This is a genomic window from Flavobacterium panici (assembly GCF_024499525.1).
Lineage (GTDB): Bacteria > Bacteroidota > Bacteroidia > Flavobacteriales > Flavobacteriaceae > Flavobacterium > Flavobacterium panici.
Genome location: NZ_CP100437.1, coordinates 3,816,620 through 3,830,007, shown reverse-complemented (window position 1 = coordinate 3,830,007; position 13,388 = coordinate 3,816,620). Strand labels below are relative to the sequence as shown.

The window sequence follows — 13,388 nt, the reverse complement described above, 5'->3', positions numbered from 1 at the left end:
TTTTCTTTTTTTGCCGCAGATTTCACAGATTCAAAGATTTTTCCTTTTTCATTCTTTTCATCTCCATAATCTGAGAGAATCTGCGAAATCTGCGGTATTTATTTTAATTAGTTCTGAGTGATTTAATCAAACTTTTTTTATTCATGTAAGAACGTCCGGAAACGCCTACTTTTCTGGCTTGTTGATAAAGTTCATCTTTTGTCCATTCTTCATAAGGCCTTGCTTTTCCGCCTTTTTCTCCTGCATCTGGCGTATTTGCTATACGCGCCGATTTCTCTTTACTGTATCCCTTATTTAAAAGAGCCTCGTATTGTGCTTCATTTTTAATTCTTGGATCTGGCATAACTTAAAAAATTAGGTTAGTAATTGTTGTATGGTTATATCAAAGTTCCCAAAAAGAAAGATTTTTCTGTTATACAATTATCGTTATAACTTTCATAATTAAGATTGTAGACTTTAGATTATTTTAGATTTTAGATTGCAGATTTTAGATTATTCGCAATCTTATGGTTTAGACGGAGGAGAATTCACACTATCCCGAAGTCTTGGGACGCAAAGAAAAAGCGCCAATCTTTGTCGATATACGAGTGCGATTTCTCCTCCGTCGAAATGACAAATAGTGTTGCGCTAAAAACAAAAAATCCCATTCTTTCGAATGGGATTTTGTTATTTAATATTCTTGTTGACTATATATCTTTCTCAACTATATATTTTTTCTTATTGCTTTTTGGATCCATGTAAGAAATACCAAAACCTTCTTTATCTGCATTTAAAGTTAATTTTGAGAGAATTTCTTTTTTAATCTTCTTTCCTTTAATATTAATATCAGTTGTAAAACTTCCTTTAAAGACAATTTCTAAGTTTGTCTTATCAATTTTGTATTCAATATCTGAGATTAAAAACTCTGCTTTAAAGTCTTTTAGAGTGGTCTTTTTTTGAAAATCAAATACTTTTACATCCGTTTCACTAAATAATATAGAAAGTCCTTTATTGTATAAATCGATTCTTCCGTTTCCGCTTTCTTTATCTTCATTTACAAATTCATTGAAAATAACATCAAATGATGGATATTTTTCTTTAGTATTTACATTGAATTTTAAAAATACACCACTATTTAAAAAATCATACTCCAAATCAGATCTGGGGATAACTTGAAAACTATAAAATGCGGCAGATCTCGAGGAAGATGTTTGCAAATCTTTAATGAATAACAATTTACTTGTTACTTTTAATCCATCTCTAAAATAATTGAGTTCTGGACTAAAAAGTGATTCATCTGTATTATTACCCAAAAATAAATCATCAAAACCCGGAAAATACGCTTGCGCGGAAACTGTAAGATTTACAAGGAATAATAAGGAAACGAGGAGTTTTTTCATTTTGTTCTAAGGTGATTTTTAGTAAGATTACAATAATGTTGATTCATTATTGTACCACTTCTTCATAAGAAATTTGAATTGAATCATCCTTTTTTGCTGCATCCCAATAAACAAATGGTTCTGCTTTTTTAATTCCGGCAAGATCTTTTTCAAAATTATTTTGATACTTAATAATTTCTTTAATGTCTTTAACATCATTTTTCAAAGCAACTTCATCAAATTGAATATTCCCAACATACAAAATCTATCCTTTGGTTACTTTAAAAGGAATTGAAAAACCATTGATGTTACCGTTTCTCTGAAGAACTGCAAAACCACTATTTGTAAAAAGCCTAATATTTGTAATTACATACTCTCCTTCAGGCTTTTCAACTGCAAAAAGATATGTCAATCCGCCATCTAAATCTCCTTTGTGTCTCATTCTTGTAATCTGTGCAGGAATAAAATGCTCTTCTTTTGAATATTTTCTGGATAACTTAGGATCAGTAGACTTGTAACTTATTAACATAAAATATCCATGAAATTTAGCTTTTTCAGCAGGAAAAGTAAGGGAACCGAAAATTAAGCCATTGTCTGTTTTCCTTGGATTAAAAGTCAAATTTTGTGCCGTTGAAGTTGACACAGCACAACAAAAAATAAAAGTGGATAAGAATAAAATACGAGCTAAAGATGTAATAGATTTAGTTTTCATTTAGGTATAATTTAAAAAATGTTTGTTTTTGATGATGTGAAAATATAAAATTAACTCCAACTCATATTAATATATACTGTATTTCCTTTTATTTTCACTCGGCCTCCATATGATTCCAGATCCTTTGGATGAATTTCATATATCTTAGTTCCATCTTTTATTTCTGGCTCAACACCTTTAAATCCTTTACTTTTTAAAATCCAGTTTTTTATTTCAGATTCAGAACTCGTAAATTCAATAATGAATTGTCTGGTAAAAATACTTCCTCGTTTTTCCATATGAGTGATATCTGCATCTTTAGGAAGCTTATCTAATTTTCCCCAGCTTAAAGCAGCCTCAATGGCTTCCTCTCTATCCCAAGGCATAACAAACGATGAAAAATAATTTAGGTAAATAAAAGAAAATCCTAAAAATAGTAAGATCAAAAATATTTTGATTATTCTCATATTAGTAAAGGCTTATATTATTTGGTTAAACCAATGTCATCAATAGTATCTTGCGGTAAAGCTTTTGTTTTTAAAAACTTAAAACCGTACTTGAAAATAAAGTAAATTATAATACCAAATATTACCATCATAATGAAAGTTCCGAAAAGAAATCCTATTCCTTCATAAGTAGATTTCCCCAATACTCCGATACTTTGCATTAATGCTTTTAATATACCCACAATCAAGGAAAGTGAAAGTAGTGCTCCTATTATAATTAAAAGAATACCGAGAATCTTTTTTACTGCTGTCATAAATATAATTTTCTATGTTTTTATTAGGCGAAAATACAATAGTTCAAACTTAATTTAATTTAAAAATTCGCTTTTATTCTGTTTCTACCTTTATATATGCATAAGAAATTTTGCCTGACCCATCATTAAAAATATTAATTTCATTTATGCCCTCTATATCTTTCCATCTTATTAGATCTTGTGGATTACTAAATTCTGGTGTAGTAACAGGAAGTCCGAATATCTCAATGTTATCTTCGGTCAAATCATATTCTGATAAATTATGAATTGTTATCCAATCAGCTTTTTCGTTGATAAATATAATTTCATATTTATCTTTTTTATAATAAGCCTTCTCACATGGAATATTTTTACAAGGTGTACTTCTTTCAGAAAATGGTTCCACCCTATCAAGTTTCCCAAGAACCTTGTCTACTTCTGTTTTCTTTTTTCCAGCGATTTGTTTAAGATTAACTACAATTTGTTTTTCTTGAACAGTGTCTTTTTCAACTATAGTCACATTATCACTTTTTTTGCTATTACAAGAAATGAACATTATGATAATTAGAGGGAATAAAATTTTCTTCATATTAATGTTTTAAAGTTTATAATAATTTAAAAGACAAATATTCAACTTTATAATTAACCTTATTTATGGAAATCCATAATAGCAAAATTAATGTAGCAAGTATACCAATAAATTAAAATCAAATAATACGTATAAATACTGGTTTATCATTCAGCATCCAAATCATATAACAATCTCTAAAAATCCTGTAAGACATTCCTGTAACTTCTCAATAATTTTACATCATAACATTTAAACTATTAAATCATGAAAAAGATATTATTAGCCAGTAAAGCAATTTTAGGAGCAGGACTTATTATTTTATTCCTTAACTCTTGTAAAAATGAAGTAAAACAAGAAGATCCAAAAGAAGTTGCAGAAGATGCTAATGAAGCCAAATTTGACTCTATTGACAGTAAAGAAGATGATTCTGAATTTTTAGTAGATCAGGCTGAAATTAACCTGGCTGAAATCGAAATAGGAAAATTGGCACAGCAAAAAAGTACCAATGCCGAAGTGAAAAAATTTGGTAAAATGCTTGTTGATGAGCATACTAAATCAGCATCTGAAGTAAGTGCTTTAGCAAAAGCTAAAAACTTTACACTGCCAAGTTCACTTACTGAAGAAGGACAAGAAGAATACAACAAACTAAACGAAAAATCAGGTCTTGATTTTGATAAAAAATTCGCCGATATGATGATCGACGGTCACCAAAAAGCAATTGACAAACTTCAAAAAGCAGCAAAAGATGCACACGATGAAGATGTTAAACTTTGGGCCTCAAATAATATCGCAGGATTAACAGCACATTTAGAACATGCCAAATTGCTGAAACAAAATCTGGACAAAAAGTAAAATAAATTTAATTGGTTATTATTTATTTTTAAGAAACCCCTCAAGAGTTGAATTGCTTGAGGGGTTTTGTTTTTTTAAAGGTGCTAAGATACTAAGGTTCTAAGATGCTAAGAAAAAAACTTAGAGTCTTAGCATCTTAGAACCTTAGCAACTTATTTTAAAGAAGCCATATCAATTACAAAACGATATTTGATATCTCCTTTTAATAATCTTTCGTAAGCGTTGTTTACGTCATTTACGCCAATTACTTCAATATCAGCTGTAATATTGTGTTCTGCGCAAAAGTCTAACATTTCCTGAGTTTCGGCAATTCCGCCAATAGCAGAACCTGCAAAACTTCTTCTTCCTAATATAAGACTGAATGATGTTACAGGAAGTGGATCCATTGGTGCTCCAACTAAAGTCAATGTTCCGTCTACTTTTAATAAATTTAGATATGAATCGATGCTATGTTCAGCAGAAACGCAGTCTAAAATAAAATTCAGGCTTTTTGCATGTTTAGCCATTTGTTCAGCATCTGTAGATAAAACTACCTCATCTGCACCTAAACGCTTTGCATCTTCTGTTTTAGATAAATTAGTTGTAAATACAACAACATGAGCGCCCATAGCTTTTGCTAATTTGATTCCCATGTGGCCTAAACCACCAATTCCAACAATTCCAACTTTTTGACCAGGGCCAACATTCCAGTGTTTTAGTGGAGAATAAGTTGTGATTCCGGCACATAATAAAGGTGCAACTCCGGCAAGATCTAATTTATCTGAAATATGCAATACAAAACTTTCATCAACTACAATACTTTGAGAATAACCTCCAAAAGTCTGGATTCCGCCTAAATGTTTGTCTGGAGAATTGAAAGTTAAAATACTTCCTTCATCACAATATTGTTCTAAATCGTTTTTGCAATTGTCACATTCTCTGCATGAATCAACCATACAACCTACTCCTGCAAGTTCGCCAACTGTGAAATTTTTCACGTGATCACCTACTTTTACAATTCGGCCTACAATTTCATGTCCGGGAACAATTGGATAAATCGTTCCGTGCCATTCGTTTCTGGCTGAGTGTAAATCAGAGTGGCAGATTCCGCAATACAAAATTTCAATTTCAACATCGTGTGCCTGTACCGCACGACGCTGAATGTCTAAGGTTTTTAATGGCGCTTCCGCAGCTTCAGTACCAAAGGCTTTTATGTTTTTTGTTTCCATATAGTTTGTTTTTTTGTTTCAGGTTTTGGTTTGTTTCAGGTTTTCTTTGTTTCAAGTTTCAAGTTTTAGAAAACTTAGTCCCTTAGCATCTTAGAAACTTAGTGACTCAAAACGAAATACTCTCCATCGGTTACTTTTTCTAACCATGTTCCGTGGCCTTTATCAATTTCTGTGATAATGGCAACATAAGAGAACTTGTCAAACGGAGTTGCTCCATACCAGTGTTCTACACCCGGCAGAATCGTAACTACTTCATCTTTAAGAAGTATACGAACTGCGCTTCCTCTTTCCTGGTAATAACCTACTCCATTCTTTGCAATAAGCATGTGCAGACTTGCATTGCTATGCCAGTTGCTTCTTGCGCAAGGTTCAAAAGTAACTTCCTTAATAACAGTATTTTCAGGATGAATATCACTGCTTTGCTTCTTGTACGAAACGTCGCCCGTCATATATGCACTAGGGACTTTTCCTTCTTCGATAACGGCTGAATAATTTGTTGACATAAATTTAGTTATTTTTTTGAGATTGACTTTATTTAAAACTACTTATATTATTCATTATCAGAATTATAAACTAAATTTAGAAAGCTAGGATCCGCTTTATGAAGTATTTATTTAGTTTGCTGAAAACTGATAACTTATTTAGTATCGTAATTTCAAAGGCAAAATTAGGAAAGGAATGCTTTCCGGAAATAACAATATTCAAACAAAAAATTATGAAATTGAAACAATTTACATTCTTAACGATTTTGGAACCGTTCCTGTAAGTCTTTTAAAATAATTATTAAAATAACTCGGATATTCAAATCCAAGCGAATAACCAATATCCGAAATACTCCAGTCAGTATGCTGTAACAAAGCTTTTGCTTCATTGATAACTCTTTCTGTAATATGCGCCGTTGTTGGTTTTCCTGTAACTTCTTTTACAGAACGGTTTAAATGGTTTACATGTACAGCAAGACTTTGTGCATAATCCTGCGGCGTTTTTAAAGCCAGCGGTTCGTTTTTAGTTTCGATTGGAAACTGTCTTTCTAATAATTCTAAAAATAAAGAGGTAATTCTCGCAGATGCATTTCTATGTTTAAAGAAATTATCTGACGGCTGCATTTTCATCGATTCATGAATAATCAAGTTGACATAACTACGCATTAAGTCATCTTTAAAAACATAATCGGTTTCATATTCCTGGATCATCTTTTGAAACAATGAATCTATAAAAACCTTTTGTTCAGCATTTAAAGAAAAAATTGGCGTTCCTCCTATTTTAAACAAAGGTGATTCGTGAAGTGTTTCTGAACGGTCTTTTGCTCTCAGAAATTCTTCTGTAAAAACGCAGGCATAACCTTCATAACCTTCAGAAACGGTTTCCCAAGAATATGGAATAATTGGATTACCAAAAAACAAAATAGTTCCGTCGGTTTCTATTCCGCGGTCGGCATATTGTATGATACTTTTACTCGTATTGATGCAGATTTTGTAAAAATCCCTGCGGCTGTAAACCGGAATTTTACTTAAATCTCCGTTGATCTGATATACCTTAAAGCCCTTCAGTTTTAAATCTGAAGTAAAATCGCAATTCTGAGTTTCTGATTGATTATTCATTTTGCAAAGTTATGAAAATCAAATATTAGTTTTTTGTTTTTTTTGTTTCAGGTTTCAAGTTTTAAGTTTTAACCGCAAAGGTCGCAAGGTTTTTTATTGGAATGAATAAATCTCGCAAAGTCGCAAGGTCGCAAAGTTTTATTTTCTTTGTGTGCTTCGCGCAACCTTAGCGCTCTTTGCGGTTAGATAAACTTGAAACAAAGAAAACGTCAAATCTGAAACAAAAACTCTTTATCTTTGTTTACATGAAGGATTTACTGCCCGTTATAGACTACGTTTCAAGATATGTTGATTTGACAGATGATGAAAAAAAGCATCTGGCTACTTTTTTGAAAATTACCAAAGTAAAGAAAAGGCAATTTATTGTACAGCCGGGATTTGTATGCAAACATAAAAGCTATGTTGTAAAAGGTGCTTTTAGAGGTTATTTAGTCGATAATGAAGGAAAAGAACACACCTTATCATTTGCCATTGAAGATTGGTGGATTTCTGATTACAGCAGTTTAATTTATCAGGAACCTGCTACTTTGTTTGTGGAAGCATTAGAAGATTCCGTTTTGATTCAGATTGAATATGAAGATGAGCAGAAATTTCTACGCGAAATCCCAAAACTTGAAAAATTCGAGCGTATTATAACACAGCGTTCGCTTGCTTTTCAGCAAAAAAGACTTTTATCCAATTTTACAAAAACTGCAGAAGAACGTTATGATGAATTTATGAGCAAATATGCTGAAATCGCTAAACGTGTTCCGCAATATGCTTTGGCTTCTTATCTTGGTTTTAGCACCGAGTATTTGAGTAAAATACGCAATCGAAAAACCTCAAAAAGTTAAACTAGTTTAACCGAATTTCCTAAACCAGTTCATTTTTATTTTTCTTGTTCTGTCCCAGATTTGCATTGTCAATAAGGACAAATAATTTCAATTCAATAAAAATGAAAAATACAATTTTAATTACCGCTTTTTCTATTCTTTTTGCTGCTTGCGACAGTGAAAAAAAGCCTGCCTCAGTTTCTGTTTCTCTTCAAAGCAAATATACCGTAACAGATATTGGTCTTTATCCTGAAGGAATTGATTATGATTCTAAAAATGAAAAATTCTTATTCAGTTCGTTGTATAAAGGTGCCGTTTATGCAATGAACCCAAAAGGTGAAACGACAGTTTTTGCTACAAGCAATAAATTGGTTCTGCCAACAGGAATTTATACGGATGAAACCAGAAACCGATTAATTGTGGCTAATGCCGATTTGGGAATTTCACAAAAAAGTACTGCCACAAGCGCCGGAACAATTGCTACAGTAAGTATTTTTAACCTTACTTCGGGCGCATTGATTAAGGAAATCAATTTGAAAAATTTCACTCCAAATGCCGGATCGTGTCTAAATGATATTGCGGTAGATACTGAGGGAAATATTTATATTACCGATTCTTTTTCTCCGAACATCTATAAAATTGATACGAGTTTTACAGCATCTTTATTTGTTACGAATGAATTATTCAAACCCGCGCCAAATCAATTTGGTTTAAACGGAATTGTTTTTCATCCTGATGGTTATTTACTGGCTGTAAAAACAGATGATTTTAAATTGTTTAAAATTTCAATTTCTAATCCTTCCATTATTACTGAAGTTACAGGAGCAGCTTTCAGCGCGCCTGACGGAATTGAATTAGACAAAAACAATAATTTAGTTGTTGTTGAAAACGGATTGGCTTTAGGTAAAACTTATACTTTTTCAAGTAGCAATAACTGGAAAAGCGCTTCAAAAATTAGTGAAACTACTATTGGTAAAGAAGATTTTCCAACAACTGCAGCTTTGGCTTCTGACGGAAATGTTTATGTAATAAGTTCTAAATTGGGGAAATTATTGGGCGGAGATAAAACGCAGTCTTCTTACGATATTCAGAGAATAAAATAGTTTTTTATAACCGCAAAGAGCGCAAAGATTTACGCAAAGCACGCAAAGAAAATAAAACTTTGCGTCCTTGCGGCTTTGCGAGATTCTTTCACTCCAGCTAAAAAAAACTTAGCGAACTTTGCGTAAATCTTTGCGCTCTTTGCGGTTAAATCTTAATTCTTCAAACTTGCAGCTCGTAATCCTTTCGCGGAAGCGGATAAAATAACTTCTTTAGCGCTTTCCTCTTTTTGGATAATTATTTGAGCGTATCCATTAAAAAGTTTTCTTTTCCAAGGCTCAGATGGCGTTATTACCTGAATAATTCCGGGATCTGTATTCATTACATCCCAGTCTTTTATTTTTTGAAGCGGAGTTGCTACGACATGAATTGTGTTTTTACCTTCTTTCAAAATTGCCGAATCCAAAATATACTTTTGAGAATCTTCAGCACTTGCATTTACTTTATTTCCGTTGATAAAAACCACTGTTTCTAATCCAATTTTCTTGTAAAAGAAACTCACAATACTTGATGCCAAATTGTTTTTTAATTCAAATTCACCTCTGTAAATATAAGATGGCGCTTGATTTTTGTAATACCGATCTTTAAAAGCGGTTTTCCAATCGCTTTCGGGATAATTTTGTAATTCCTGAGGCAAAGTAGCCGTTACCCCTTTTTGTTCCTGAAAATTAGTTATTTGAACCAGCGAAATAGCATCAAGAAACTGATCTTTTTCTAAAGAAGTTGGATCCCCGTTTCCTACTCCCAAAATTTTTCCGCCTTTTATAGAAAAGGTAATTTCATCATTTGAAGTTGGAACATGCAGACCATTTTTGTCTGTAACCTCAACTGTGACAACCGTATTTTTTGAATTTGGTACATTTTCTTTATCAACCGAAAGTTTAATATTTTCAGCTTTTCCGGTTGTTTTTTGAATTTCGCTTAATACTTTTTTTCCGTTTTTAAATCCAATTGCTTCCAGAGTTCCCGGCGCATAATTTACTTTCCATTCTAAATGGCTGTTTTGCTGCATTTTCTTTTTGCCGAGACTTTTTTTGTTTAATAAAAGTTCTACTTCATCACAATTAGAATTTACCCAGACATCAATTTCTTTACCTTCCATTCCACTCCAGTTCCAATGCGGCATAATGTGCAGAATAGGCTCGGTTCTCCACCACGATTTTAAATAAAACACATTGTCTTTCGGGAAACCGCAAACATCCATCATTCCGAAATACGAAGTTACCGACGGCCATCCATATGGCGTAGGTTCGCCGCGATAATCAAAACCTGTCCAGATGAACATTCCGGCTAGATAAGATCTTTCGGCATAAAACTTCCAGCCTTCTTCAATGCTGTAAAAACTTGGGCGAGGTTTTCTATCGTAAGCGCTTTGATAATGTTTGGCATCATCTGTAAAATAAATTCCACGCGTTGCAAAAGTCGAACCTTCCTCCGTTCCCATTCCGGGTTGGCTTTTAAACTGATTTCGGTGTGTATCGATATCTCCGTTTCCAAGATAATTATAACCCATAATTTCCACTACAGACGAAATTCCGCTTTTAAATCCACTGCTAATTCCTACTGTTACAGGTCTTGTTGGGTCGATGCTTTTAGCAAAATTCTGCATCACATTCGTAATACGTTCGCCCACAATATTGCCTTCAACATTCCACTCTTCATTTCCTACCGACCAGCAAAAAATACTCGGATGATTTCGGTCACGTTCCATCATTCGCTTTAAATCATTCAAATGATAATCGTTAATTCCCATTAAACGCGTTTCATCAATTACAAGCATTCCCAGTTCATCACAAGCTTTCAGCAATTCAGGAGTTGGCGGATGATGCGAACAGCGATACGCATTCGAACCCATTTCTTTCAGTTTTTTAATTCTATAATACTGAATTTCATCTGAAAGCGCCGTTCCAATTCCCGCATGATCCTGATGATTATTGGTTCCTTTTAATTTTAAAGGTTTTCCGTTAAGAAAAAAACCATTTTCCGGATCAAACTCAATCGTTCGAATTCCAAAAGTGGTTTCATAATCGTCAATTACTTTTCCATTTTGCTTAATCTGCGTCACTAAATGATATAAATTCGGCGATTCAATACTCCACAAAAGCGGATTTTCAACATATAATTTGGAGCTATGCTTAATTGTCTGATAAAATTCAGGAGCTACTATATTTTCAGAAAAATTGGCGACTTGTTTATTTTGAGGATCCAAAACAGTCTGAACAATTTCAATTGATCCTTTATAATTTCCTTTGTTTTCAATCGTAACATCTGCAATAACATTAGTACTGTTATTTTTAAGTTGAGAAGTTACATAAGTTCCGTTTGCTGCAACATGAACCGGATTTGTTTTCTGTAAATAAACATGTCTGTAAATCCCCGCACCTTCATAAAACCAACCTTCTTCCATTGATGCATCGGCACGAACAACAATTGTATTTTCTCCGCCATAATTGACGTAAGCCGTTACATCATATTCAAATCCGTTATAACCGCTTTGTTCAGTTCCGAGATAATATCCGTTAAAAAAAACTTTTGAATTTCTAAAAACACCGTCAAATTTTAGACTGATAATTTTGCCATTATCGGTTTCCGTAATATTGATTTTTTTTCGGTACCAGCCAATGCTTTTCTCCGGAAAACCTTTTCCTGCGGTTTTAAATCCGTGGCTGAAACTTCCTTTTTCACTAAATTCTTGTTCAACAGCCCAATCGTGAGGTAAATCTAATTTTCTCCAGGCGCGGTCATCAAAATCTTTTGCCGCCGGGCCATCGCCAAATCCGGTTTTGGTTAAGTATGAAAAATATCCCGTTGCGTGTCCAAAATCCTTTTCTGTATCGTATAAATGACCAAACGAAAAACGCCAGTCTTTATCCATTAAAATCAATTCTCTTTCTGATTTATTTTGGGCGAAAGCCAAACAGGAAAGCAAAAAACTGACAGACAGAAAAATTCTTTGAACGGAAACAATTTTCATAAACGTGGTTTGGTAAAGTTAGAACGATAAAATTAGGGTATAAAAAGGACTTTACTTAATAGTATTTTATCAAAAGATATACAATAAGTTCTAATAATCTGTTTGAAAATGGTGATTAAAAAATTTAGAATCATTCTATTGGCTATACTTTTTTAAATGATTCTGATTTGATGTAATTTTATATAAAAATTTAAAAAAACAGAGATAATTATGAGTGTTATTAAAGATGAAAAAAAGCTTCTTAGCACCATTAAACGTATCGATGAAAAGATCGATAAGAATAATGATCAAAAGATATTGGCCTTTTTTGAATCTCTTGGATTAACTGAAAGAGATGATGTTCCCCAAAATTTTCTGGATTGGGATACGATTCTTATTGTCGTACCCGACCGCCACATTTCGCATGAATTAAAATATTATAAATATTCCATATCAAGACTTTTCTTTGTAACTAATCCTTATGCTGATCAAATTCATATTTATGATTTTGACCAATGGAAAAGTGTAACCCGAAACAAAACACAATTTCAAATTAGAGAATTGATGAAAACGAGTTTTGGAGGTGTAAAGAAAACTTCGAATGAAAACGATTAATTTTAAGCTTGCCAAATGAAATGGATCACCCGTGAAAGGCCTAAAATTGATAGAATTGCCTGTCCGTGGCTGATCAAAAATTTTGTTGATGCCGATGCCGAATTTATTTATGTTCCGTTTAGTGAAGTTGCAGCGAAAGCGAAAGAATTAGATGCGATTCCGTTTGATATTCCAGATGTAGAATTTACGCATTATAATGAAGAATGTACGTTTGATTACATTATAAAAAAATATCAAATTGCTGATCCAGCGGTTTTAATTATGGCAAAAATTGTTCGCGGCGCCGATACGGACCGCCACGATCTTGCTAAAGAAGCCGCCGGACTCTGGGCAATTTCTGCCGGACTTTCGCATAATATTACAAACGATACCGAATTATTAGAAACCGGATTAAAGCTCTACGATGCATTGTACAGCTGGGCAAAACATTTGTACAAACAAAATCATTTGCAAAACAGCCCGTTCGAAAATTTACTTCACGAGGTATATAACAAGTTTTTAATTGAGAAAAAAAGCAGTCAAAAAACGCCTTTATGGGTTAAAGAATTAAAGAACATCATTCAGGATCAAATTGATGCGCAGTTTACTTTTGATTTAAAAAAAATCTCTAATGATTTAGAATTAAACCCTTCTTATTTATCAAGGGAATTTTCTAAATATTTTGAAGATTTAAATTTTGGTGAATATGTTCGAAAACTGCGAATTGAAAAAGCTATCAACTTGATTCAGAATTCGACTTATACTCTAACCGAAATTGCTTATATGACGGGATTTTCAGATCAAAGTCATTTTACCCGAATTTTTAAACTTCAAACAGGAAAAAATCCTTCTTCTTATAGAAAAAATGCCTTGAAAAGTAATTCAGATACAAAAGGTAAATAGCATTC

Annotated in this window: 16 protein-coding genes; 5 read left to right on the top strand and 11 right to left on the bottom strand. The window is 32.9% G+C overall.

All coding sequences use genetic code 11. The annotated features are described in order from the left end of the window. Nucleotides 1–103: 103 nt before the first annotated feature. The 7 genes from NLJ00_RS16120 to NLJ00_RS16090 all read right to left on the bottom strand — a co-directional run bounded on the left by NLJ00_RS16120 (nt 104) and on the right by NLJ00_RS16090 (nt 3,377). Nucleotides 104–343 carry a DUF7218 family protein gene (locus tag NLJ00_RS16120; protein WP_256634547.1) on the bottom strand — a complete coding sequence of 80 codons (240 nt, stop codon included), beginning with the start codon at nt 341–343 and terminating at the stop codon, nt 104–106. Nucleotides 344–686: 343 nt separating this feature from the next. Continuing rightward, the gene (locus tag NLJ00_RS16115) at nt 687–1,379 is read right to left on the bottom strand and encodes a hypothetical protein (protein ID WP_256634546.1); all 693 of its coding nucleotides are present in this window, start codon (nt 1,377–1,379) and stop codon (nt 687–689) included. Between the two features lie 46 nt (nt 1,380–1,425). Then, on the bottom strand, nt 1,426–1,620 hold the full coding sequence (locus NLJ00_RS16110; RefSeq protein ID WP_256634545.1) for a hypothetical protein: 195 nt from the start codon (nt 1,618–1,620) through the stop codon (nt 1,426–1,428). A gap of 3 nt (nt 1,621–1,623) precedes the next feature. Next, nucleotides 1,624–2,070 (bottom strand): hypothetical protein, encoded by a 447-nt coding sequence (locus NLJ00_RS16105; RefSeq protein ID WP_256634544.1) that lies wholly within the window; start codon nt 2,068–2,070, stop codon nt 1,624–1,626. A gap of 50 nt (nt 2,071–2,120) precedes the next feature. Then, the gene (locus tag NLJ00_RS16100) at nt 2,121–2,495 is read right to left on the bottom strand and encodes a hypothetical protein (protein WP_256634543.1); all 375 of its coding nucleotides are present in this window, start codon (nt 2,493–2,495) and stop codon (nt 2,121–2,123) included. Between the two features lie 38 nt (nt 2,496–2,533). Continuing rightward, nucleotides 2,534–2,809: a hypothetical protein gene (locus NLJ00_RS16095; protein WP_256634542.1), complete on the bottom strand. Its 276-nt coding sequence runs from the start codon at nt 2,807–2,809 to the stop codon at nt 2,534–2,536. Nucleotides 2,810–2,882: 73 nt separating this feature from the next. Continuing rightward, the gene (locus NLJ00_RS16090; RefSeq protein WP_256634541.1) at nt 2,883–3,377 is read right to left on the bottom strand and encodes a hypothetical protein; all 495 of its coding nucleotides are present in this window, start codon (nt 3,375–3,377) and stop codon (nt 2,883–2,885) included. 246 nt (nt 3,378–3,623) lie between these two features. Here NLJ00_RS16090 and NLJ00_RS16085 point away from each other — a divergent pair, with 246 nt between their 5' ends. Then, nucleotides 3,624–4,211: a DUF4142 domain-containing protein gene (locus NLJ00_RS16085; RefSeq protein ID WP_256634540.1), complete on the top strand. Its 588-nt coding sequence runs from the start codon at nt 3,624–3,626 to the stop codon at nt 4,209–4,211. A 152-nt stretch (nt 4,212–4,363) separates the two neighbouring features. On the opposite strand, the gene NLJ00_RS16080 is transcribed toward NLJ00_RS16085, so the two are convergent. The 3 genes from NLJ00_RS16080 to NLJ00_RS16070 all read right to left on the bottom strand — a co-directional run bounded on the left by NLJ00_RS16080 (nt 4,364) and on the right by NLJ00_RS16070 (nt 7,020). Beyond that, entirely contained in the window at nt 4,364–5,419 is a 1,056-nt protein-coding gene (locus NLJ00_RS16080) for an NAD(P)-dependent alcohol dehydrogenase (RefSeq protein WP_256634539.1), read from the bottom strand. Between the two features lie 98 nt (nt 5,420–5,517). Next, entirely contained in the window at nt 5,518–5,922 is a 405-nt protein-coding gene (locus tag NLJ00_RS16075; RefSeq protein ID WP_053472227.1) for a cupin domain-containing protein, read from the bottom strand. 228 nt (nt 5,923–6,150) lie between these two features. Beyond that, complete coding sequence (locus NLJ00_RS16070) at nt 6,151–7,020, bottom strand: helix-turn-helix domain-containing protein (protein WP_256634538.1); 870 nt, start codon at nt 7,018–7,020, stop codon at nt 6,151–6,153. Nucleotides 7,021–7,265: 245 nt separating this feature from the next. Here NLJ00_RS16070 and NLJ00_RS16065 point away from each other — a divergent pair, with 245 nt between their 5' ends. Together NLJ00_RS16065 and NLJ00_RS16060 are read left to right on the top strand one after the other, a co-directional pair. Further along, nucleotides 7,266–7,853, top strand: a complete 588-nt coding sequence (locus NLJ00_RS16065) for a Crp/Fnr family transcriptional regulator (protein WP_053472225.1) — start codon at nt 7,266–7,268, stop codon at nt 7,851–7,853. 101 nt (nt 7,854–7,954) lie between these two features. After that, entirely contained in the window at nt 7,955–8,935 is a 981-nt protein-coding gene (locus NLJ00_RS16060; protein WP_256634537.1) for an SMP-30/gluconolactonase/LRE family protein, read from the top strand. Between the two features lie 152 nt (nt 8,936–9,087). Here the strand turns inward: NLJ00_RS16060 and galA are convergent, their stop codons facing one another. After that, nucleotides 9,088–11,907, bottom strand: a complete 2,820-nt coding sequence (gene galA / locus NLJ00_RS16055; protein ID WP_256634536.1) for a beta-galactosidase GalA — start codon at nt 11,905–11,907, stop codon at nt 9,088–9,090. 210 nt (nt 11,908–12,117) lie between these two features. Here galA and NLJ00_RS16050 point away from each other — a divergent pair, with 210 nt between their 5' ends. Continuing rightward, nucleotides 12,118–12,501, top strand: coding sequence for a hypothetical protein (locus NLJ00_RS16050; RefSeq protein WP_053472222.1), 384 nt, complete (start codon nt 12,118–12,120; stop codon nt 12,499–12,501). Between the two features lie 15 nt (nt 12,502–12,516). After that, entirely contained in the window at nt 12,517–13,383 is an 867-nt protein-coding gene (locus NLJ00_RS16045) for a chromate resistance protein ChrB domain-containing protein (protein ID WP_180859784.1), read from the top strand. Nucleotides 13,384–13,388: the final 5 nt, after the last annotated feature.

What these genes read in the sequence shown, in the direction of transcription:
- NLJ00_RS16120 (WP_256634547.1), bottom strand. Translation starts at nt 343, where the DNA reads ATGCCAGATCCAAGAATTAAAAATGAAGCACAATACGAGGCTCTTTTA.
- NLJ00_RS16115 (WP_256634546.1), bottom strand. Translation starts at nt 1,379, where the DNA reads ATGAAAAAACTCCTCGTTTCCTTATTATTCCTTGTAAATCTTACAGTT.
- NLJ00_RS16105 (WP_256634544.1), bottom strand. Translation starts at nt 2,070, where the DNA reads ATGAAAACTAAATCTATTACATCTTTAGCTCGTATTTTATTCTTATCC.
- NLJ00_RS16095 (WP_256634542.1), bottom strand. Translation starts at nt 2,809, where the DNA reads ATGACAGCAGTAAAAAAGATTCTCGGTATTCTTTTAATTATAATAGGA.
- NLJ00_RS16090 (WP_256634541.1), bottom strand. Translation starts at nt 3,377, where the DNA reads ATGAAGAAAATTTTATTCCCTCTAATTATCATAATGTTCATTTCTTGT.
- NLJ00_RS16085 (WP_256634540.1), top strand. Translation starts at nt 3,624, where the DNA reads ATGAAAAAGATATTATTAGCCAGTAAAGCAATTTTAGGAGCAGGACTT.
- NLJ00_RS16080 (WP_256634539.1), bottom strand. Translation starts at nt 5,419, where the DNA reads ATGGAAACAAAAAACATAAAAGCCTTTGGTACTGAAGCTGCGGAAGCG.
- NLJ00_RS16075 (WP_053472227.1), bottom strand. Translation starts at nt 5,922, where the DNA reads ATGTCAACAAATTATTCAGCCGTTATCGAAGAAGGAAAAGTCCCTAGT.
- NLJ00_RS16070 (WP_256634538.1), bottom strand. Translation starts at nt 7,020, where the DNA reads ATGAATAATCAATCAGAAACTCAGAATTGCGATTTTACTTCAGATTTA.
- NLJ00_RS16065 (WP_053472225.1), top strand. Translation starts at nt 7,266, where the DNA reads ATGAAGGATTTACTGCCCGTTATAGACTACGTTTCAAGATATGTTGAT.
- NLJ00_RS16060 (WP_256634537.1), top strand. Translation starts at nt 7,955, where the DNA reads ATGAAAAATACAATTTTAATTACCGCTTTTTCTATTCTTTTTGCTGCT.
- galA (WP_256634536.1), bottom strand. Translation starts at nt 11,907, where the DNA reads ATGAAAATTGTTTCCGTTCAAAGAATTTTTCTGTCTGTCAGTTTTTTG.
- NLJ00_RS16050 (WP_053472222.1), top strand. Translation starts at nt 12,118, where the DNA reads ATGAGTGTTATTAAAGATGAAAAAAAGCTTCTTAGCACCATTAAACGT.
- NLJ00_RS16045 (WP_180859784.1), top strand. Translation starts at nt 12,517, where the DNA reads ATGAAATGGATCACCCGTGAAAGGCCTAAAATTGATAGAATTGCCTGT.